At 70.9% G+C, this 20,525-nt stretch carries 18 protein-coding genes; 13 read left to right on the forward strand and 5 right to left on the reverse strand.

Going from position 1 to position 20,525, the window contains the following annotated elements:
* Positions 1–7 precede the first annotated feature (7 nt).
* The 3 genes from QO011_RS03900 to QO011_RS03910 are packed head-to-tail and all read right to left on the reverse strand — an operon-like array spanning position 8 to position 3,797.
* The gene (locus tag QO011_RS03900) at positions 8–1,099 is read right to left on the reverse strand and encodes a putative B6 ABC transporter permease subunit 2 (RefSeq protein ID WP_307267951.1); all 1,092 of its coding nucleotides are present in this window, start codon (positions 1,097–1,099) and stop codon (positions 8–10) included.
* Positions 1,096–2,679, reverse strand: coding sequence for a putative B6 ABC transporter ATP-binding protein (locus QO011_RS03905; protein ID WP_307269219.1), 1,584 nt, complete (start codon positions 2,677–2,679; stop codon positions 1,096–1,098). The genes QO011_RS03900 and QO011_RS03905 overlap by 4 nt, the downstream gene beginning before the upstream one ends.
* Positions 2,680–2,738: 59 nt before the next feature.
* On the reverse strand, positions 2,739–3,797 hold the full coding sequence (locus QO011_RS03910; protein ID WP_370881896.1) for a putative B6 ABC transporter substrate-binding protein: 1,059 nt from the start codon (positions 3,795–3,797) through the stop codon (positions 2,739–2,741).
* Between the two features lie 88 nt (positions 3,798–3,885).
* Between QO011_RS03910 and QO011_RS03915 the strand changes: the two genes are divergently transcribed.
* From QO011_RS03915 to QO011_RS03940, 6 genes are all read left to right on the forward strand, one after another.
* On the forward strand, positions 3,886–4,326 hold the full coding sequence (locus QO011_RS03915; RefSeq protein WP_307267954.1) for a hypothetical protein: 441 nt from the start codon (positions 3,886–3,888) through the stop codon (positions 4,324–4,326).
* Between the two features lie 724 nt (positions 4,327–5,050).
* A complete protein-coding gene (locus QO011_RS03920; protein WP_307267958.1) occupies positions 5,051–6,544 on the forward strand; it encodes a 4-hydroxyphenylacetate 3-hydroxylase N-terminal domain-containing protein in 1,494 nt (497 codons plus the stop codon).
* Positions 6,545–6,745: 201 nt separating this feature from the next.
* Positions 6,746–7,153, forward strand: coding sequence for a nuclear transport factor 2 family protein (locus QO011_RS03925; RefSeq protein ID WP_307267962.1), 408 nt, complete (start codon positions 6,746–6,748; stop codon positions 7,151–7,153).
* Positions 7,150–8,598, forward strand: coding sequence for an amidase (locus QO011_RS03930; RefSeq protein WP_307267965.1), 1,449 nt, complete (start codon positions 7,150–7,152; stop codon positions 8,596–8,598). The genes QO011_RS03925 and QO011_RS03930 overlap by 4 nt, the downstream gene beginning before the upstream one ends.
* Positions 8,599–8,633: 35 nt before the next feature.
* A complete protein-coding gene (locus QO011_RS03935) occupies positions 8,634–9,890 on the forward strand; it encodes an amidase (protein ID WP_307267967.1) in 1,257 nt (418 codons plus the stop codon).
* Positions 9,891–9,918: 28 nt separating this feature from the next.
* Positions 9,919–10,962 carry a 2,5-dihydroxypyridine 5,6-dioxygenase NicX family protein gene (locus tag QO011_RS03940; protein ID WP_307267971.1) on the forward strand — a complete coding sequence of 348 codons (1,044 nt, stop codon included), beginning with the start codon at positions 9,919–9,921 and terminating at the stop codon, positions 10,960–10,962.
* Positions 10,963–11,196: 234 nt separating this feature from the next.
* Here QO011_RS03940 and ppaT read toward each other — a convergent pair whose 3' ends face one another.
* A complete protein-coding gene (gene ppaT / locus QO011_RS03945; protein ID WP_307267973.1) occupies positions 11,197–12,378 on the reverse strand; it encodes a pyridoxamine--pyruvate transaminase in 1,182 nt (393 codons plus the stop codon).
* A 444-nt stretch (positions 12,379–12,822) separates the two neighbouring features.
* Between ppaT and QO011_RS03950 the strand changes: the two genes are divergently transcribed.
* From QO011_RS03950 to QO011_RS03975, 6 genes are all read left to right on the forward strand, one after another.
* Complete coding sequence (locus QO011_RS03950; RefSeq protein WP_307267975.1) at positions 12,823–13,548, forward strand: FadR/GntR family transcriptional regulator; 726 nt, start codon at positions 12,823–12,825, stop codon at positions 13,546–13,548.
* A 63-nt stretch (positions 13,549–13,611) separates the two neighbouring features.
* Complete coding sequence (locus QO011_RS03955; RefSeq protein ID WP_307267979.1) at positions 13,612–15,159, forward strand: GMC family oxidoreductase; 1,548 nt, start codon at positions 13,612–13,614, stop codon at positions 15,157–15,159.
* Between the two features lie 119 nt (positions 15,160–15,278).
* Entirely contained in the window at positions 15,279–16,604 is a 1,326-nt protein-coding gene (locus QO011_RS03960) for an NAD(P)/FAD-dependent oxidoreductase (protein ID WP_370881910.1), read from the forward strand.
* 120 nt (positions 16,605–16,724) lie between these two features.
* Positions 16,725–17,657 (forward strand): ABC transporter substrate-binding protein, encoded by a 933-nt coding sequence (locus QO011_RS03965; RefSeq protein ID WP_307269222.1) that lies wholly within the window; start codon positions 16,725–16,727, stop codon positions 17,655–17,657.
* Between the two features lie 212 nt (positions 17,658–17,869).
* Complete coding sequence (locus tag QO011_RS03970) at positions 17,870–18,646, forward strand: ABC transporter permease (RefSeq protein ID WP_307267984.1); 777 nt, start codon at positions 17,870–17,872, stop codon at positions 18,644–18,646.
* Positions 18,643–19,428, forward strand: a complete 786-nt coding sequence (locus tag QO011_RS03975; protein ID WP_307267987.1) for an ABC transporter ATP-binding protein — start codon at positions 18,643–18,645, stop codon at positions 19,426–19,428. The genes QO011_RS03970 and QO011_RS03975 overlap by 4 nt, the downstream gene beginning before the upstream one ends.
* A gap of 287 nt (positions 19,429–19,715) precedes the next feature.
* Here QO011_RS03975 and QO011_RS03980 read toward each other — a convergent pair whose 3' ends face one another.
* Positions 19,716–20,132 carry a winged helix-turn-helix transcriptional regulator gene (locus QO011_RS03980; protein ID WP_307267990.1) on the reverse strand — a complete coding sequence of 139 codons (417 nt, stop codon included), beginning with the start codon at positions 20,130–20,132 and terminating at the stop codon, positions 19,716–19,718.
* A gap of 55 nt (positions 20,133–20,187) precedes the next feature.
* Between QO011_RS03980 and QO011_RS03985 the strand changes: the two genes are divergently transcribed.
* Complete coding sequence (locus tag QO011_RS03985; RefSeq protein WP_307267992.1) at positions 20,188–20,514, forward strand: nuclear transport factor 2 family protein; 327 nt, start codon at positions 20,188–20,190, stop codon at positions 20,512–20,514.
* Positions 20,515–20,525: the final 11 nt, after the last annotated feature.

Below are 20,525 nucleotides of genomic sequence, written 5' to 3' on the forward strand. Positions count from 1 at the left end.
CGCGCCTTCAGCTCCGGATCCGCTCGCGCCGGCGCTGGTCGAGATATTCGGCCAGGGCCAGCACGATCAGCAGGATGGCGACGATCGCCAGGGTGAAGAAGTTCGGCACGCCGAGCCGCCGCGCCGCGCTCTCGCCGCCGATCGACAGGACCGAGAACAGGAAGACGAAGACGATGGCGGCAAAGCCGTTGAAGCGCGCCAGGAACACCAGCGGCACCACGGTGAGGCTGTAGGCCGGGTTCCAGTCGGCGCGGACATTGCCCTGCACGCCGAGGATCTCCACCGCCCCCGCCATCCCCGCCAGCCCGGCCGAGATGGCGAACACCGCCACGGTGAGGCGCGGCACGTTGAGGCCGGCATGGATGGCGGCCGTGGCATTGGCGCCGACGACCCTGAGCTTCAGGCCGAAAGCGGTGCGCGTCATGACCAGGTGCACCGCGACGATGGCGACGAGGCCGATGATCACCCCGCTGGAGATCGTCGTGCCGAACAGCCGCGGCAGCCGGTCGTCGACCACCAGCGTGCGGGTCTGCGGCACCGTCGTGGCGGGATCGCGAAAGGCGAGCTTGACCAGCACATTGGCGAAGGACACGCCGAGGAAGGTCATCATCAGCGTGGTGATGATCTCGTTGACGCCCTGATAGGCGCGCAGCAGCGCCGGCAGCAGCGACCAGGCCGCGCCGACGGCGGCCCCGAGCACCAGGCACAGCACCAGCGTCAGCCAGACCGGCGCCACCGTGGCGAGCAGCGGCCCGGCCGCGGCCACGGTCACCGCGCCGAGCAGGAACTGGCCGTCGCCGCCGAGGTTCCAGATGCCGGCCCGGAAGGCGACGATCAGGCTGGCGGCGAGCAGCAGCAGCGGCGCCATCCGCGTCACCGTCGCCTGCAGGCCGTAGGGCGAGAGCAGCCCGCGCTCCAGCACCGTGGCGTAATAGGCCAGGGGATCGACGCCGAGCGTGAGCAGGATCGCCCCCGAGAGCACCAGCGCCGCGGCGATCGGGCCGAGCGTCATGGCGATGACGCGGATCCAGGCGCCGCGCTCGGCGGAACCGCCGGGTGCCGGCTCGGCGGCGCTCGTCTCCAGGGTCTCCAGGCTCATGCCGCCACACCGCTCATCATCTCGCCGACGCGCCGGCGCGCCTCGCCGTCATTGCCGACGGTGCCGACCAGCCGCCCGCGCGCCATCACGGCGATCCGGTCGGCGAGCTCCAGCAATTCCTCCAGGTCCGTCGAGATCAGCAGGATGGCCATGCCGCCCGCCGCCGCCTCGCGGATGCGCCGGCGCGTGGCGCGGATGTTCTGCACGTCGAGCCCGTAGGTCGGCTTGGCGAAGATCACCGCCCGGGCCGAGCCGGAGAGCTCGCGGGCCAGCAGCGCCTTCTGGATGTTGCCGCCGGAGAGCTTGCCGATCGGCGTCTCGATGCCCGGCGTGCGCACGTCGTAGGCCGTCACCAGCGCCCGGGCATGGGCGGCCAGCGCCGCCGGCCGGTCGATGCCGCGCGACCAGAACGGCGGCTCGCCGATCTCCTTCAGCACCAGGTTGGTCGCCACCGGGAAGGCGCCGACCGTGCCCTCGCCCAGGCGATCGTCGGTGACGTAGCGCAGGCCGAGCGCCCGGCGCGCGCCGACGTCGAGCGCCTCGATCGGCCGGCCGTCGAGCCGGATCGTGCCCGCGCGGACCGGCCTCTGCCCGGCGAGGGCCTCGGCGAGCTGCTTCTGGCCATTGCCGTCGATGCCGGCGATGCCGAGGATCTCGCCGGCGGCGACGGACAGCGCGACGCCGGCGAGCGGCGTCGACGGGTCGTCCGCCGCAAGGTCCGCCACCTCGAGCAGCGCCGGCCCGGCCGGCCGGCGCGGCGCGTGCGCGGCGGCTTCGCCCACCGCCGCGTCGACCGGCGCGGCGGCGCCGAACATCAGCCGCACCACCTCCGCCGTGGCCGTGCCGGCATCCATGGCCTTGAGGCGCTCGGGCCCGATCTCGCCGACCTTGCGGCCGAGGCGCAGCACGGTGATGCGGTCGCCAAAGGCCAGCGCCTCGTTGAGCTTGTGGGTGATGAAGACGACGGCGAGGCCCTGCGCCACCAGGCGGCGCATCAGGGCGCCCAGGTCTTCCGAGCCCTTCGGCGTCAGCATGGCGGTGGCTTCGTCGAGGATCAGCACCCGGCTGCCGCGCATCAGCGCCCGGACGATCTCCGCCTGCTGCTGCTCGCCGAGCGAGAGATGGCCGGTGACGGCGGCGGGATCGACCGCGATGCCGATGCCGCGGCAGACCTCCGCCATGCGCCGGGCGAGCCCCGCCCGGTCCGGTCGGCGCCACCAGGGCCCGCCCAGGGCGAGGTTGTCGACCACGGTGAGGGAGGGCACCAGCATGGCGTGCTGGAACACCGTGCCGATGCCGAGGTCGAGCGCGCGCCGCGGCGAGGTGATGGCTTGCGCCTTTCCGTCGATGCAGATCTCGCCGGCGTCGGGCTGCTGCAGCCCCGACAGCATGCCGACCAGGGTCGACTTGCCGGCGCCGTTCTCGCCGAGCAGCACGTGCACCTCGCCCGGCAGAAGGTCGAGGCTGACCGCGTCGTTCGCCACCACGCCGGGAAAGCGCTTGGTCACGCCGGTGAGCGACACCAGCGGCGCGGCCGGACCGCCGGGCGGGCCGGCATGGGGTTGGTCGGGTCGGAGCATGGACACCTGGGATCTCGAAACCACGGCGGACGGGGAACGCCCCCGTCCGCCGCGGGCGGTCACTGGGCCGTGGCGAGCTGCGTCACCAGGGCGTGCACGGCGCCGGCGTCGAACTGCGGCTCGACCTTGATCTTGCCGCTGATGATGTCGGCGCGAATGCCCTCGATCTGCTTCCAGACGTCGTCGGGGATGTGGCTGGTCTTGAGCAGCGACACCGAATCGTCCGCCAGCTTGATGCCGTAGCCGTGGGTGCCGAACTTGTCGGTCTTGAGGTCCTCGATCATCGCGGTGAACACCGGCGTCAGGTTCCAGACCACCGAGGAGAGCAGGTTGCCCTTGTCGAGGCTGGACTTGTCGCCGATCACGTCGATGAAATAGACCTTGCCGCCGTCGGTGGCCTTGGTGGTCTCCACCGCCTGCAGCATGCCGAAGCTCGAGCCGTTGCCCTGGCCGAAGATGATGTCGGCGCCGGCGGCGATCACCGATTCCGTCACGCGCTTGCCGCCGGCCGCGTCGCTGTAGGCGGCCGGGCCGATCACGGCGTAGCGGATGGTGGTGCCCGGCTTCTCCGCCTTGACGCCCTCGGCGAAGGCGGCGGACTGGGTGTTCCAGCCCGGAGGCTCGCCGGAGACGACGATGCCGACCGTGCCGGTGCGCGTCATCTTGGCGGCGAGGCGGCCGGCGAGATAGGCGCCCTCGTGGCCGCTCATGGTGTAATCGGCCACCGCGCCGGGCTTGGCGGCGCTCGGCATGTCGGTGATGGCGACCGGCACCTTCATCTCGGCGCCGATCTCGGGCGCCGCGGTGTTGTAGCCGCTGGCATGGGCGATGATCAGGCCGGCGCCGTCCTCGGCGAGCTCGCGCAGGGTCGGGCGCACGTCGCCATAGCCGAGATTCTCGGCCACGACAGCCTTGATGCCTTCCTTCTCGGCAGCGGCCTTGGCGGCCGCGATGCCCTGCTGGTTCCAGCCGAAATCCGTTCCTTGCTCAGGCGTCAATATAGCGATGGATTTGACGTCGGCCGCAAAGGAAACCGACGAGAAGGCCACAGACAACGCCAATGCAGCCAAGCCAAGACGCACACGTCCGGCACTCATGATCCGTTCTCCTCTTGTCATGGTTCGATGGTTTACTTTTTTAACTTGTGATCTTGCTTTATCGTAATAGGATCATCGCGCCTCGCAAGCCCAAATATCGGAGACGACGATGTCGATGCCCCGCCGGTCCGCCGCGCTCGCGCTGCTCGCCGGCCTCCTCTTCGCCCCGGCCCCGCTGGCGGCCGAGGAAGCCCTGGTGGTGGTGCGCGGCACGGACGGCCTGACGCCGGTGCCCTTCACCGCGGTCAATGCCGGCGGGCGGCCCATCGCCTGCACGGCGGCGACCGCGCATTGGTATTCGGTGGAGCTCGGCACGGCCGCGCCCGGCGCCAGCATCCGCACGACGCTGTGGGCGTCGAAGGCCAATGGCGAGGTGTTCGTGCTCAACGCCAGGCAGGACCGCATGCCGCTGATCGACCTGTGGTGCGGCCTTGCCGGCCGCTCCTGGGCGACGCGCAGCCCGGTGCCGCTCGCCCGCGCCGCCGGCGCGGTGCCCGGGGACATCGCCCTCACCTGCCGCGACGGCGACGATACGCTGGTCTGCCGCTGAGCCCGCCGCGGCGGAGCCGGCCTGTCCGGCGTCCCGGCACGCCCTGGGACGAGCCCGTCGCGGCACCTGTCCTGCATGACCTTCACCCTACGGCCCCGGCGGCGGCCGGCCGGGAGCGGACCGGGCGGCGGAGCGCCCGCGAAGGCCGCTCCACCCGCCACGACAACCACTCAACCATAAGCGATTTTATTGGTCAATCCGGCCGGCCGGAGCCGCCCGATACCTCCGCGCCGAGGCGCCCTGCCTCGCCGCCCGGATGGAATTCGCAAGCCGCTGAATGCGGTCAGCATATTCCGACGATTTCGTGGCACTCATCGCAATCGATGCACGATCCTCATGCCGGAAAATCATACTCCGAAATAGAGTCTGATGCCCTGTTGTCACCTCTGCACGTGATAAGCTGCATCAATTCCCTGTACATAGTTTCGCAGTGAGACAATGAACCGGAAATACGGACGATCAAGTCCATATGTTAAGCTTCCATTGCGGAGCTTGACGTTTCCGCCTGCACGCCGGGATCGATGCCTCACCGCATCACGACCGGCCGGTCGGGCCGAAAAAAAGCGGCAACCGGTCTTGACCATTTTTCCGAATGAATGGTTGTATGGCGTCAAAGGGGCGCCGCGTCGCACGGCCGGCCCCAAGCGGATTCCAGAAGGGTCGCTGCATCCGCCGGATGCTCCGGCCAGACACGTTTTGGCACTGTTCGAGGGAGGATTCCATCATGGAATCGGCAGCGGGGAAACTGCGGTCGGTCGCCGACCGCCCGGTCAAGCTGAAGACCGGCGCCGAGTTCAAGGCTTCGCTCGACGACGGGCGCCAGATCTGGGTGGGCGGGCGCAAGCTCGACAAGGTCACCGACGACCCGGCGCTGAGCGCCGGCATCGACCTCATCGCCTCCATGTTCGACGACCAGTTCACCGAGGAATTCGCCGACGCCACCACCTATGAGGATCCGCAGACGGGGGCCATCGTCAGCCGCGCCTGGCAGGTGCCGCGCACGCTGAAGGACCTGGAGGACCGCCGCAAGATCATCGAATATTCCAGCCTGAAGACGGCGGGCACCTTCGGCCGCCCGCCGGATCTGGCGCCGGCCATCGCCGTCGGCCTGCTCGCCTATCTCCCGACCTTCAGGGCGAAGAAATCCCTGATCGAGGGCTGCTCGCCGGACTTCGCCGAGAACATCCAGAACTACATCGCCTTCGGCCGCGACAACAACCTCACGGCGTCCGAGAGCCTCACCGGCCCGCAGAACGACCGCTCCTCGCCCAAGGGCGTCGAAGCCTCGCTGCTGCGCGTCAAGAGCGTGGAGAAGGGCGGCATCCGCGTCTCCGGCGCCAAGACCGTCGGCTCGATCTCGGCCCAGGCCAACGAGATCTTCTTCACCAATCTCGGCGGCATCCGCGAGACGCCAGCCGAGGCCTGCATCTGGGCCTCGGTGCCGATCAACGCCGACGGCATCCGGATGATCTCGCGCGAGACGGTCTCCCATCCCGGCGCCGATCCCTTCGATCACCCGGTGGCGAGCCTCGGCGAGGAGGCCGACCAGCTCATCATCTTCGACAACGTCTTCGTGCCGACCGAGCGGATCTTCAACCTCGGCGACCCGACGGCCATGCAATATTACGGCCCGGTCTGCACCTTCGCCCATTGGCACGTGCTGACGCGCCTCGCCGTCAAGGCGGAGCTGTTCGTCGGCGCCGGCCAGCTGGTGCTCGACGTGCTCGGCACCAGCCATATTCCGGCGGTGCAGGGCATGCTCGGCGAGATCATCGAATATGCCCAGACCCTGCGCGCCTTCGTCTACGCCGCCGAGGCCAAGGCGAAGCCGACCGAGGGCGAGGTGATGGCGCCCGACGTCGGCATGCTCACCGCCGGCCGGCTCTATTCGATCCAGCACTATCCGCGCATCATCCACACCCTGCAGGAGCTGTGCGGCCAGGGCCTGGTGATGCGCTTCGGCAAGGCGGCGTTCGAGAACCCGGAGATCGGCCACTATCTCCGCGACCTCCTGCCGGGCAAGGGCGTCAGCGCCATGGCCAAGGAGCAGCTGATGAACTTCGTCTGGGACATGACCTCCGGCTCGCTCGCCGGCCGCGTCGCCCTGTTCGAGAACGTCAACGCCAGCCCGGCCCCGCGCCTGCGCGAGCGCCTCTACAACGAGGTCAAGCGCGACGGCTTCATGGCGCAGGTGAAGAAGCTGGCGGGAATGGAGTGAGGGGGAGGCCTTCGAGGATATCGACGCTTATCGCGAAGACCTCGACGCCGACCGATCCCCTCCCCCCTGTGGGGAGGGGCTAGGGGTGGGGGTGGTTGACACGGGGCTCGCCCTGTCCTGATGGACCCCCATCCCTCACCCTTCCCCACAAGGGGGAAGGGAAAAACCTTGCGTCGCGTTCAAAAGGCGTCAGGACAAGCCATGGCGGACGACACGATCGAAGCCTTCTATGCCGCCTATAACGGGCACGACGCCGAGGCGGCGGCGGGGCTGCATGCGCCGGACGGCTGGCTGGAGGAAGCGGCGACCGGGCGGCGGCGCCAGGGGCGCGCCGCGCTCGCCGACGGCCTGCAGCGCCTGTTCGCCATGCTGCCCGACGTCGCTTGGACGGTGCGGGAGCCGGTGCGCGCCGGCGCCAGCGTCGTCGTCCCCTACATCATGAGCGGCCGCCTCGCCCGCGATCTCGGCCCGATCCGCGGCGTCGGCCAGCCGATCGTCCTGCCGGGCGTGCATGTCTTCGAGCTCGCCGGCGGCGCCATCGCCGGGCTCCGGGATTACTGGGACGCGGCCGAGTTCCAGCGCCAGGCGCGCGCGGGAGCACCGGCATGAGCGCCATCGCCGAGTACGGACGGCTCGATGCCACGGCCCTCGCCGAGCTCGTGCGCCGCCGCGAGGTCACGCCGCTGGAGCTCCTGGAGGAGGCGGTGCGGCGCATCGAGGCGCTGAACCCGCTCCTCAACGCCGTCGTCCATCCCTTCTTCGAGCTCGGCCGCCGGACGATCGAGGCCGGCCTGCCGGCGGGGCCGTTCCGCGGCGTGCCCTTCCTGATCAAGAACACCGGCTTCGAGATGGCGGGAACGCCGCTCTCCACGGGCTCGCGCCTGTTCCAGGGCGTGGTCTCGCCGACGGACAGCACGCTGGTCCAGCGCTACAAGAATGCCGGGCTGGTGCCGATCGGCAAGAGCAACACCCCGGAATTCGCGCTGAGCTTCACCACCGAGCCCTTGGCCTTCGGCCCCTCGCGCAATCCCTGGAATCCCGGCCGCAGCCCGGGCGGCTCCTCCGGCGGCTCGGCCGCCGCCGTGGCGGCCGGCCTGGTTCCCCTCGCCAATGCCTCGGACGGGGCCGGCTCCACCCGCCTGCCCGCCTCCCATTGCGGCCTGTTCGGCTTCAAGCCGAGCCGGATGCGCAACCCGCTCGGCCCGGTGGTGGTCGAGGGCATCGCCGGCATGTCGACGCCGCACTGCGTCAGCTGGAGCGTGCGCGACAGCGCCGCCCTGCTCGACGCCTCCGCCGGGCCGGACCAGGGCGATCCCTATGCCGCGCCCCAGCCCGAGCGCCCCTTCCTCGCCGAGCTCGACCGCGATCCCCCGCCGCTGCGCATCGGCCTCACCCTGCGCTCGCCGCTCGGCACGCCGGTCGATCCGCAATGCCTCGCCGCCGCCCGCGCCATCGGGCGGCTGTGCGAGGAGCTCGGCCACCATGTCGAGGAGACCGACACCGATTACGATGCGCCGGCGCTCAAGGCGGCCTGGCGCGTGATCGTCGGCGTCAACGTCGCGCCGGCGGTGGCGCTGCAGGGCGAGCGCCGCGGCCTCGCCGATCCCCTCGCCCTGGTCGAGCCGGTCAACGCCGCCTGGATCGAGGAGGCGCGCGGCAAGTCCGGCGTCGACTACCTCCGTGCCGTCAACCAGCTCCACGCCACGGCCCGGGCGCTCGGCCGCTTCTTTGCCCGCTACGACGTGCTGCTGTCGCCGGCCGTCGCCGAGCTGCCGCCGCTCCTCGGCCAGATGGCCGGCGCCGGCCAGTCGCTCGACGCCTTCTACGACCAGTTCTGGCGGCACGGCCCCTTCACCTGCGCCTTCAACGCCTCGGGCTGCCCGGCGATGAGCGTGCCGGCCACCCTCTCGGCCGAGGGCCTGCCGATCGGCGCGCAGCTCGGCGCCGGCTTCGGCAGGGACGGGCTGCTCTTCGCCCTGGCCGGCCAGCTCGAACGGGCTCGGCCCTGGGCCGGGCGCCGGCCGCCCTCCCCGTCACGGACGCCCCAGCCATGAGCCAGCGAGATTCCCAGGCAGATCGGATGCCGGGCGTGCGCAGCATCGCCGCCGCGGTGCAGGCCGGCACGCTGACCGCGGAGGCGGCGACGGCCGCCTGCCTCGCCCGCGTCGCCGCGCGCGAGGACGCCGTGCGGGCCTGGGCCTTCCTCGACCCCGAGCTCGCCCTGGCCGAGGCGCGCGAGCGCGACCGGACCGGCGCGCACGGGCCGCTCGCCGGCGTCGCAATCGGCGTCAAGGACATCATCGACACCGCCGACCAGCCGACCGCCTACGGCTCGGCCGCCTATGAGGGCTACCGGCCCGCCTGGGACGCGCCCTGCGTCGCCCTGTCGAGGCAGGCCGGCGCGGTGATGCTCGGCAAGACCGTGTCGACCGAGTTCGCCTTCGTCGCGCCCGGCAAGACGCGCAACCCCTTCGACCCCGGCCACACGCCCGGCGGCTCCTCCAGCGGCTCCTGCGCTGCGGTCGCCGACGGCATGGTGCCGCTCGCCTTCGGCACCCAGACCGCCGGCTCGATCGTGCGGCCGGCCTCGTTCTGCGGGGTCGTCGGCTACAAGCCGAGCTACGGCACGCTGGAGCGGGCCGGCATCAAGGTGCTGTCCGGCAGCCTCGACACGCTCGGCGTGATCACGCGCGACGTGCGCGACGCCGCCCATGCCGTCGCGGTGCTGGCCCGGCGCCCCGCGCTCGCCGTGCCGGACGTCGCCCTGCCGCCGCGCATCGGCCTGTTCCGCACCTCGCGCTGGGACATGGCGGAGGCGGCGACGCGGCAGGCGCTCGACCGGGCGGTCGCGGCGCTGGCCGCGCGCGGCGTCGCGGTGCGCGAGGTGGCGGTGCCCGGCTGGTTCGACGAGCTCTTCGCCATGCAGGACATCGTGATGGGCTGGGAGCTCATGCAGGCCCTCGCCCATGAGCGGCTGGTCCTCGCCGAACGCCTGGCGCCCAAGACCCTCGCCCTGATGGCGGAGAAGGAAGCGATCACGCTGGCCGATTACGACGCCGCCGTCGCGGCGCTGGCGCCGCTGCAGCAGCGCTTCCATGCCCTCATCGGCGATCTCGACGCGCTGCTGACCCCGGCCGCGCCCGGCGAGGCGCCGGCCGGCCTGGGCTCGACCGGCGACGCGGTCTTCAATCGCGCCTGGACCATGCTGCGCGTGCCCGGCATCGCCGTCCCGGCCGGGCTCGGGCCGGGCGGGCTGCCGGTCGGCGTGCAGCTGGTGGGACGGCTCGGCGACGATGCGCGGCTGCTCGCCGCCGCCGCCTTCGTCGAGGACTCGCTGGCGGCCTGAAGACGCAACGGCATGAAGGAGGCATGGGATGGCGATCAGTGACCTGGCGCTCGTGGAGGCCTGGAAGGACGTCCTGACGCTGTCGAAGCTCAGGGCGGGCGAGCAGGTCTGCCTGCTGGTCAGCGACGACAGCAACCCGCAGCTGGTCTCGACGGCGCGCATCGCCGTCGGCCAGCTCGGCGGCATCCTCACCATCCTGACGCTGCCGCCGCTCAACGGCGACGTGGCGCTGTCCCGGGACAAGTCCGGCTATGTCGGCCACACCGCCCTCAAGGGCAACCGCCCGGCGCTGGAGGCGATGAAGCACAGCGACTTCGTCATCGACACGATGATGCTGCTGTTCTCGCCGGAGCAGGAGGAGATCCTCAAGACCGGAGCGCGCATGCTGCTCGCCTGCGAGCCGCCGGAGGTGATGCTGCGCATGAAGCCGACGCCGGACGATGCCCGCCGGGCCACGGCGGCGGCGGCGCGGCTGGCCCGCGCCAAGACCCTGACCGTCACCTCCAAGGCCGGCACGGAGTTCTCCTGCGCGGTCGGCCAGTACCCCGTGCTGAAGCAGCAGGGCTTCGTCGACCAGCCCGGCGGCTGGGACCACTGGCCGAGCTGCTTCGTCGCCACCTGGCCGGACGAGGGCAGCTGCGAGGGCCGCATCGTCATCGACACCGGCGACATCCTGCTGCCCTTCAAGCGCTACGCCCGCGAGCCGATCGCCCTCACCATCGAGAAGGGCATCATCAGGCGCATCGAGGGCGGCTTCGAGGCCGAATATCTCAAGAGCTACATGGAGACGTTCGACGACCCCGATGCCTACGCCATGGCCCATGTCGGCTGGGGCCTGCACAAGCGCGCCCACTGGACCACGCTCGGCCTCTACGACCCCGAGGCCGGCCTCAGCATGGACGCCCGCTCCTTCGCCGGCAACTTCCTGTTCTCCAGCGGCCCCAACACCGAGGCCGGCGGCACCCGCAACACCCCCTGCCACATGGACATCCCGCTGCGCGCCTGCTCACTCTCGCTGGATGGCGAGCCGATGACCATCGACGGCAGGGTGGTGCCGGAGGATCAGAGGTAGGGGGAGCGGGCGACGATAGGAGATGGCGGCGCGGACTCCCCACACGCAACCGTCATGGCCGGGCTTGACCCGGCCATCCACGCGCACGCGCCGATAGCCCGTGTTTGTCGCGACCTCGGCAGCGCTTTTTACGACTCTCGTCCGTGGTCGCGTGGATGGCCGGGTCAAGCCCGGCCATGACGCTACCGTGGCGGGTGAAGCAGGCCGGACCTTCCGCGCAGCCCGTTTCCCCCTTCACCCCTCCCCGTCGATCGCCGCCATCGCCGCTGCCGCGCCGGCCCCGACATCCACGCGCACGCCCTGCGCGGCGAGCGCACCGCCGAGGGCCATCACCGCCGTGGCGGCATGGATCGGCTGGGCCGTCGGGCCCATATGGCCGATGCGGGTGAGGCGGCCCAGCGTCTCGCCGCGGCCGGAGGAGAACACCACGCCGTAGCGGGCCCGCGCCGCCGCGCGCAGCGCCGCCTCGTCGACGCCCTCCGGCGTGCGCACCGCCGTGGCGGTCGGCGAGGCGATGGCCTCGCGCGCCGGCCAGAGCTTCAGGCCCATCGCCTGGACGCCGGCCCGGCAGGCCGCCGCCGTGCCGGCATGGCGGGCCCAGACCCGCTCGGGCCCCTCGCCGAGATAGAGATCGAGCGCCGCCTCGAGGCCGTTGACCTCGGCGACGGAAGGCGTGAACGGGAAGGGCGCGTCGCGCCGCCAGGCGTCCTCCCAATCGAGGATGCTCAGCATCGAGGCGCGTGGCGCGTCGGGATTGGCCTTCAGCCGGGCCCAGGCCCGGTCGCTCACCCCGAGGATCGACAGCGCCGGCGGGCAGCCCAGGCACTTGTTCGGCCCGGTGACGAAGATATCGGCCTTGCAGCTCTCGGGGTCGACGTCCATGCCGCCGAAGGAGGAGACCGCGTCGACGATCAACTGCGCCCCGTGCGCCGCCACCACCGCGCCGATCTCGCGCACCGGATTGATCGTGCCGGACGGCGTGTCGTGGTGGCAGACCGCGACGACGGCGATGTCGGGCCGCGCCCTGAGCTGCGCCTCGACCGCACCGGGGTCGATCGCTTCGTCATAGGGCACTTCCAGCTCGATCAGCTCGGCGCAATAGCGCTTCGCCCAGAAGCCGAAGCCCTTGCCGTAGACGCCGGAGACGAGGTTCAGCACCACGTCGCCGCGGCGGATCAGCGAGGCCGCCGCCGCTTCCAGGCCCAGCACCGGCTCGCCGTGCAGCAGCACCGGCACTCCGGCGCTGCGCAGGGCGCGGCGCAGCTTGTCCGCCACCACCCGCTCATAGGTCAGCTGGAAGGCCGGATCGTAGTCGTAGAGCACCGGCCGCGCCAGGCCGCGCAGCACGGCGGCATAGGCATCCACCGGCCCGGTGGTCAGCGTCAGGACCGGGTCCTGCTCGGGTGCGTAGGGCATGGGCTCCTCCAGACACCGGCTGCAGCCATGCCGAAGGGCGCGCGCCGGCAGGCCCGAGCTTAGACATCAAACCAATTTCAGACAATGGTTTGCCGATATGGTTGCAAATCGCCGACGCCGCCGGGCCGCCGGTTCCGCCTGCCGCGGGCGCGTCGCCGCGTCCCCTCGGGTCGGACATGTGTCGAATTCGTCGCCAAACCCGGCGGTTCCGGCCGAAATATCGGGAAAACTGTCCAGAATCCACCCTGCACCACCACCTGACGGATTGCCGCAAAAAAGAGTTGCGACCCGGTTGCAACCAATGTTGTCAGATGGTGGATGTTTTTGGTACCCTTGGCCGGAAAGTCGAGGGGGCTCCGGCGGGTCGGCCTCGCGGCTTCCCGATGATACGGGCCGCTCCGCGGCAGGGGACGACAGGCCGCTCCGCGGCAAGGGAGGACCGGAGTGGCTTCGACCGAAGGCCCCGAGACCAAGAGCCGCAGAATGCCCAAGGCCCAGAAGGTCCAGAACGCGACCGGGCTCGATACGGTGCAGTCGATCATGGCGGCGATCCGCGAGATCATCGCCGAGACCGGCTCGATGCCGCCGGAGCGCGCCGTCGCCGAGCGGCTGAACATCAAGCGTCACATGCTGCGCCGGGCGCTGGAATCCCTGCGCGCCTCGGGCGAGCTGGAGCCGGCCCGGGCGGGCCGGCGCGCCTCGCAGAGCGTCCAGCAGGGCGCCAACCTGGTCAAGTCGACCAATCCCATCGAGGTGATGGAGCTGCGCATGGTGCTGGAGCCGGCGCTGGCCCGCCTCGCCGCCCTGCGCGCCTCGCCGGCCGAGATCGAGCGCATCCAGCGGGCGGCCACGACACCCCCCGGCGCCAGCCCCAGCGCCGCCGACCTGGTCTTCCACAAGGCGGTGGCGGTCGGCTCGCGCAACAGCCTGGCCTCGGCGCTCTACGTGCTGCTGCACCAGGTGGCGACCGACGGGCGGCTGCGCTTCGCCGACAGCGACAGCGCCACCAGCCCGACCCGCATCCTCGCCCGAGACCAGGAGCACAAGGCCATCGCCGATGCCATCGCCGCCCGCGATCCGGAGACGGCGGAACGGGCGATGTGGGAGCATCTCGCCGTGGTCCAGCGCAAGATCATGAGCCGGCTGGCGCCCGGCCTCGACGCGGCGTGATCCCGGATCGAACGGGACGATCATGATCGTCGATCTCTGATCAAAGATCAAACGAGGGGCGGCATGGGTTTCGATGTCCTGATCCTGGGCGCCGGCTCGGCCGGCTCGGTGCTGGCGGCACGCCTCAGCGAGAACCCGGCGCTGCGGGTCGGCCTGGTCGAGGCCGGCGCCATGCCCGATGATCCCGACATCGCCGTGCCGCAGAAATGGCCGGCGCTGCAGGGCCGCGCCTTCGACTGGGCCTATGCGACCCTGCCGCAGCCGGGCACGGCCGGGCGCATCCATCCCTGGCCGCGCGGCCGGGTGGTCGGCGGCTCGAGCTGCCTGCACGCCATGGCGCATGTGCGCGGCCATCCCGACGATTTCGAGGCCTGGGCCGCCGCCACCGGCACCCGGCGCTGGTCCTATGACGGGCTGCTGCCCGCCTTCCGCCGCAGCGAGAGCTTCTCCAGCGGCGCCAACGCGCCGCCCGGCGGCGCCGGCCCGCTGCACGGCGGCGAGGGACCGTTGCCGGTCTACCTGCCGGACGCCGAGCTCAGCCCGGTGGTCCGCGCCTATATGGAAGCGGGCCTGGCGCTCGGCGTGCCGCATCTCGGCGACCACAACGGCCGCAGCCTCAAGGGCGTCGCCGCCAATTCCCTGACCATCCGTGACGGGCGTCGGGTCAGCGCCGCCGATGCCTGGCTCGTTCCGGCGCTCGACCGCCCCAACCTGACCCTGATCACCGGCGCCACGGTCGAGCGCCTGGAGCTGGAGGGCTCACGCGTCACCGGCGCGACGCTGGCGCGCGACGGCCGGACCGAGCCCGTCTTCGCCGACACCGTGCTCATCTGCGCCGGCGCCGTCGCCTCGCCCCTCCTCCTGATGCGCTCGGGCATCGGCGCCCCCGCGGTGCTGGCGAAGGCCGGCGTCGCCTGCCGGCTGGCCTCGCCCGATGTCGGCGAGAACCTGCACGACCATCTGCTCGCCGCCGGCAACCTCTACCGCGCCCGCCGGCCGGTGCCCCCGTCCCGGCTGCAGCATTCGGAATCGCTGATGTATCTCGACGCCGCCGATCCGACCCGGGGCGAGGGTGCGCCGGACGTGGTGCTCGCCTGCGTCGCCGCGCCCGCCGTCTCCGAATGCTTTTCCGCCCCGCCGCCGGGCGAGGCCTACACCGTCCTCTGCGGCGTCACCCATCCGACCAGCCGCGGACGCCTCGCCATCACCGGACCGGACGCAGCCGACCCGCCGCTGATCGACCCCGCCTATCTCACCACAGAGCACGACCGGCGCAGCTTCGTGCGCGCCCTGCAGCGCGCCCGCGAGATCGGCCACCACGCCGCCCTGGCGCCCTGGCGCGCCGAGGAGCTGCTGCCCGGCCCGGCCGCCGTGACCGAGGCGGAGCTCGCCGCCTTCATCGCCCGCGCCGCCATCACCCATCACCATCCCGTCGGCACCTGCCGCATGGGCGCCGACCCCGGCGCGGTGGTCGACGCGGACCTGAGGCTCAACGGCCTCGACAACGCCTATGTCGTCGACGCCTCGGTGGTCCCCGCGATCACCTCGGGGCCGGTGCATGCGGCCGTGCTCGCCATCGCCGAGACCTTTGCGGCGGATTTCACCGCCTGAATTCCGGTGGCGCATCCCACCCGATCTTTGGGCTTGGCGCCGCGGCCTCGAAAGGTCCAAGGAAGATCGATGGCCAGGAGCGCGCACATGACGACAAATCCTTGCGGCGGGAGCGCTGCCTGATGGGCCCGCAAGTCGACCCCGTCCCCTCCGATCCCGCTCTCCCCGCCCGCGCGGATGTGGTCATCGTCGGCGGCGGCATCATCGGCACCAGCGCGGCCCTGTATCTCTCGCAGCGGGGCGTCTCGGTCGTGCTGTGCGAGAAGGGCCATATCGCCGGCGAGCAGTCGAGCCGCAACTGGGGCTGGGTGCGCAAGGCCCGGCGGGATCCGCGCGAGATCCCGCTGGTCGTGGAAAGCCTGCGGCTCTGGGAGGGCCTGAACCAGGCGGTCGGGGCCGAGACCGGCTTTCGGCGCACCGGCATCGTCTTCGCCGCCGAGACCGAGGCGGAGGTCGCCCGCGGCGAGGCCTGGATCGAGCTGGCGCGGCCCTACCAGATCGAGGCGCGCATGGTCGCGGGCGCCGAGCTCGACCGGCTGATGCCGGGCGCGCGCTGGAAAGCGGCGCTCTACTGTCCGACCGATGGGCGGGCCGAGCCGCAGAAGGCGGCGCCGGCCATCGCCGCCGCGGCCCGCCGGGCCGGCGCCACCATCCTGACCGGCTGCGCCGTGCGCGGGCTCGACCGGGCCGGTGGCAAGGTCGCGGCCGTGGTGACCGAGCGCGGCCGCATCGCCTGCGACGCCGTGGTGGTGGCCGCCGGCGCCTGGTCGCGCCGCTTCCTGAGGGATGTCGGCCTGACGCTGCCCCAGCTCAAGGTCCGCGCCAGCGTGCTGCGCACCGCGCCGATCGAGGGCGCCCCCGAGACGGCGCTGTGGTGCGGCGACGCCGCCTTCCGCAAGCGCCTCGACGGCGGCTACACCATCGCCAACGGCCATGTGAACGTCGTGCCCGTCGTGCCCGACAGCGTCCGCTTCTTTGCCGACTATCTGCCGGCGCTGCGCATGGGCTGGAGCGACCTCCGATTGCGGCTCGACGGGCGTTTCCTGCAGGAATGGCGCGAGGCGGCCCCGGTGCCGCTCGACCAGGTCTCGCCCTACGAAGAGGTGCGCGTGCTCGATCCCGCGCCGGACCGGCGCTACCTCGCCGCGGCGCTTGCGAGCCTCGCCCGCCAGTTCCCGGCCTTCGTCGGGGCGCGGGTGCTGCAGGAATGGGCCGGGCTGATCGACGTGATGCCGGACGCAGTGCCGGTGATCTCGCCGGTGGACGCCGTGCCCGGCCTCGTGGTGGCCACCGGCTTTTCCGGCCACGGCTTCGGCATCGGCCCAGGCGCCGGCCGCCTCGTCGCCGACCTCGTCACCGGCGCGCCGCCGCTGGTCGACCCCCGCGACTTCCGCTTCTCACGCTTTTCCGACGGCTCGCGGCCGCGGCCGATCGCCGGCTTCTGAGCCGCCGCTTTCCGCGCCAGCCGAAAGGCAAAAATTGGGCTGGACAAATGCCGCGCCAGGGTCTGCGCTGCGCCCGCAGGCGGACGATCCGCCCAAGGGAGAAAACCCGTGAAAACGCGTATGCTGACGATCTTCTCTGCGCTCTCGATCGCTTTCGCCGCCCCGGCGTCGGCAGCCACACCGGTGGCGATCGGCATCAGCGGCTGGACGGGCTTCGCCCCGCTGACGCTGGCCAAGGTTGCCGGCATCTTCGAGAAGCACGGGCTCGACGTGACGCTGAAGAAGGTGCCGCAGGCCACCCGCCCGCTCGCCATCGCCAGCGGCGACCTGCAATGCGCAGCGACCACGGTCGAGACCTGGATCGTCTGGAACGCCAACGGCGTCGCCACCAAGCAGATCGTCCAGCTCGACAAGTCCTACGGCGCCGACGGCATCGTCGCGCGCGGGCCGATCAAGACCGTCGCCGACCTGAAGGGCAAGACCGTCGCCGCCTCGGCGCCCGGCACCTCGCCCTATTTCATGCTCGCCTGGGTGCTGGGGAAGAACGGCCTCACCACCAAGGACGTCACCGTGGTCAATCTCGAGCCGGACGCGGCGGCGCAGGCCTTCCTCGCCGGCCAGAACGATGCGGCGGTGAGCTACGAGCCCTTCCTCTCCGCCGTGCGCGACAAGCCGGACCAGGGCCACATCCTCGCCACCACGCTCGACTATCCCATGGTGCTCGATACGCTCGGCTGCACGCCCACCTTCCTCGACGCCCATCCCGATGCCGCCAAGGCGCTGGTGGAGAGCTACTACGAGGCCCTCGACCTGATCAAGGCCGAGCCCGACAAGTCGAACGGGCTGATGGGCGCCGACGTCAAGCAGTCCGCCGCCGAGTTCGCGGATTCGGCCAAGTACCTGCGCTGGGCCAGCCGGGACGACAACAAGACATTCTTCAACGACGAGTTCCAGTCCTTCTCCAAGACGGCCGGCGACCTGCTTTTGCAGATGGGCTTGATCAAGGCCGCGCCTGATGTCGCGACGCTCGCCGACACGCGCTTCGTGAACTGAGGGCGCGTCTCCCATTCAAGAGAGGGTAGAGAATGAGGGTCTACGCGGGCGTGTGCTGGTACTTGCGCTGCACCCTCCGCCGTCATGGCCGGACTTGATCCGGCCATCCACGCGAACACCATCGGACGTCGCGTTCGCGTGGATGGCCGGGACGAGCCCGGCCATGACGGACCGCCTCACTTGTCTTCGAACGACGCCTTTCCGGGATCAAGATGCCCCGCCCTCTCGAGCCCATCTCCCCCGTGCTGCGCATCGGCCTGGGGATCTCCTTCTTCGTGCTGTTCGTCGCGGCCTGGGCCTGGCTCACCTTCGGCGGCCACGTCGCGCGGATCTTCCTTGCCGATCCCCTCACCATGCTGGCCGATGGCTGGCGGCTGATCGTCGAGGACAATTTCCTGCTCGACATCGCCATCACCATCTGGCGCGTGTTCGGCGGCTTCGTCCTGGCCTCGGTGATCGCGGTGCCGCTCGGCATCATGATGGGCGCCTGGAAACCGGTTGAAGCCTTCTTCGAGCCCTTCGTCTCCTTCGCCCGCTACCTCCCGGCCTCGGCCTTCATCCCGCTGCTGATCCTCTGGGCCGGCATCGGCGAGGTCGAGAAGCTGCTGGTGATCTTCATCGGCTCCTTCTTCCAGATCGTGCTGATGGTGGCGGTCGCCGTGGGCAACACCCGCCGCGACCTGGTGGAGGCCGCCTATACCCTCGGCTCGACCAGCACCGGCATCGTCCGGCGGGTGATCATCCCGGCCAACGCCCCCGACATCGCCGAGACCCTGCGCCTGGTGCTCGGCTGGGCCTGGACCTATGTCATCGTCGCCGAGCTGATCGGCTCCTCCTCCGGCATCGGCTACATGATCATCAACAGCCAGTCGCGGCTGGCGACGGGGCAGATCATCTTCGGCATCATCGTCATCGGCCTGATCGGCCTCGTCTCCGACTTCCTGTTCAAGATGCTGAACCGCGCCCTGTTCGCCTGGAGGCTGGCATGAGCCTGCTCGCCGTCCGCGACGTCACGCGCAGCTTCCCCGCCGCCCACGGCGGCGAGCCGACCCGGGCGCTCGAGCCGATCCGCCTCGACGTCGCCCGCAACGACTTCATCACCATCCTCGGCCCCTCCGGCTGCGGCAAGTCGACCCTGCTGCGCATCATTGCCGGGCTGGACAAGCCGACCGCCGGCTCGGTGACCATCGAGGGCCGGACCGTCACCGGCCCGGGCAGCGACCGCGGCATGGTGTTCCAGTCCTACACCCTGTTCCCGTGGCTGACGGTCGCGGAGAATGTGGGCTTCGGCCTGCGCGAGAAGGGCGTGCCGCAGGCGCGCCGTGAGCAGGTCGTCGCCGAATGGCTCGACAAGGTCGGCCTCGCCGGCTTCGCCCGCCACTATCCCCGGCAATTGTCCGGCGGCATGCAGCAGCGCACCGCCATCGCCCGCGCGCTCGCCAACGAGCCGGAGATCCTGCTGCTCGACGAGCCGTTCGGCGCGCTGGACAACCAGACCCGCAGCCTGATGCAGGAATTGCTGCTCGGCATCTGGGAGCGCGAGCGCAAGACGGTCCTGTTCGTCACCCATGACATCGAGGAAGCGGTGTTCCTCGCCTCCCGCGTCGTGGTGATGTCGGCCCGGCCGGGCCGGATCAAGGCCGAGGTGCCGGTCGACCTGCCGCATCCCCGCCACTACACGCTGAAGACCAGCCCGGACTTCTCGGCGCTGAAGGCGCGGCTGACGGAGGAGATCCGGGTGGAGGCGGTGCGGGCGGCCGCGGAGGTTTGAGCGGGGCGATGCGGAAGTGCTGGCCCTATGACGCGCCCCTCGTCGATGAGCGCGCGACGCCTGCCGCTCCCCTCCCCCTTGCGGGGGAGGGGTAAGGGGCTGGGGGTCCACCAGGACAGAGCGCGACGCCGGTCTACGAGCTTTGCACTCGATTTTCTACCCGTCGAGGCGGGCGTCACGACCCCCACCCCGTACCCCTCCCCGCAAGGGAGGGGAGTGGCTGGCGTCGAGCTCGACACAGTTCTACGGCAACGCCGTCCACCCCCGACGCCCGTCACGACGCAGCCTCAGTCCCGATCCTCGACGCTCGCCTCGGGCCCCGGCTCCGGAGCCGGCACCTCGCCGCGCTGCGCGGCCCAGGTCAGCAGGGCGTCGAGCGCCGGGCACAGGGCCTGTCCCCACGCCGTCAGCCCATACTCGACCTTGGGCGGCACCTGGTGGTGGACGATGCGGCGCACGATGCCGTCCTTCTCCATCTGCCGGAGCTGCTGGATCAGCATCTTCTGCGAGACGGCGGGAATCGCCCGCTCCAGGTCGGAGAAGCGCAGGATGCGGCCGCCGAAGAGGTGGAACAGGATCACCAGCTTCCAGCGGCCCTCCAGCAGCTTCAGCGCCTGCTCGACGCCTTCCGCGGCCGTTTCGCGCGTATAGCCGTGGTCCTTACTTTCTGGTGTGTACCTTACTTTTTCGTGCGTTCTTGTCATTTGGTAAGGTTAGGGCGATCTCTGTCGTGACGCAACGCCGAGGAGAGGTCCCGTCATGACGATCACCCTGCCGAAGCCGATCGCGACCTATTTCGCCGCCGATAGAGCCGACAGCGACGCCATTGCCCGCTGCTTCTCCGAAGACGCCGTCGTGGTCGACGAGCGACACACCCATGCCGGGCGCGATGCCATCCGCCGCTGGAAGACGGAGGCCGCGACCAAATACGACTATGTCAGCGAGCCCGTGGCCGTCGCCCGCGAGGGCGACCGGACCATCGTCACCAGCCGTGTCACCGGCAATTTCCCGGGCAGCCCCATCGAGCTGCGCTATGCCTTCGTCCTCGACGGCGATGCCATCGCACGGCTCGAGATCGTGCCGTGAGCTTCGCCCTC

Origin of the sequence: Labrys wisconsinensis, from assembly GCF_030814995.1 — a bacterium.
Classification (GTDB): Bacteria; Pseudomonadota; Alphaproteobacteria; order Rhizobiales; family Labraceae; genus Labrys; species Labrys wisconsinensis.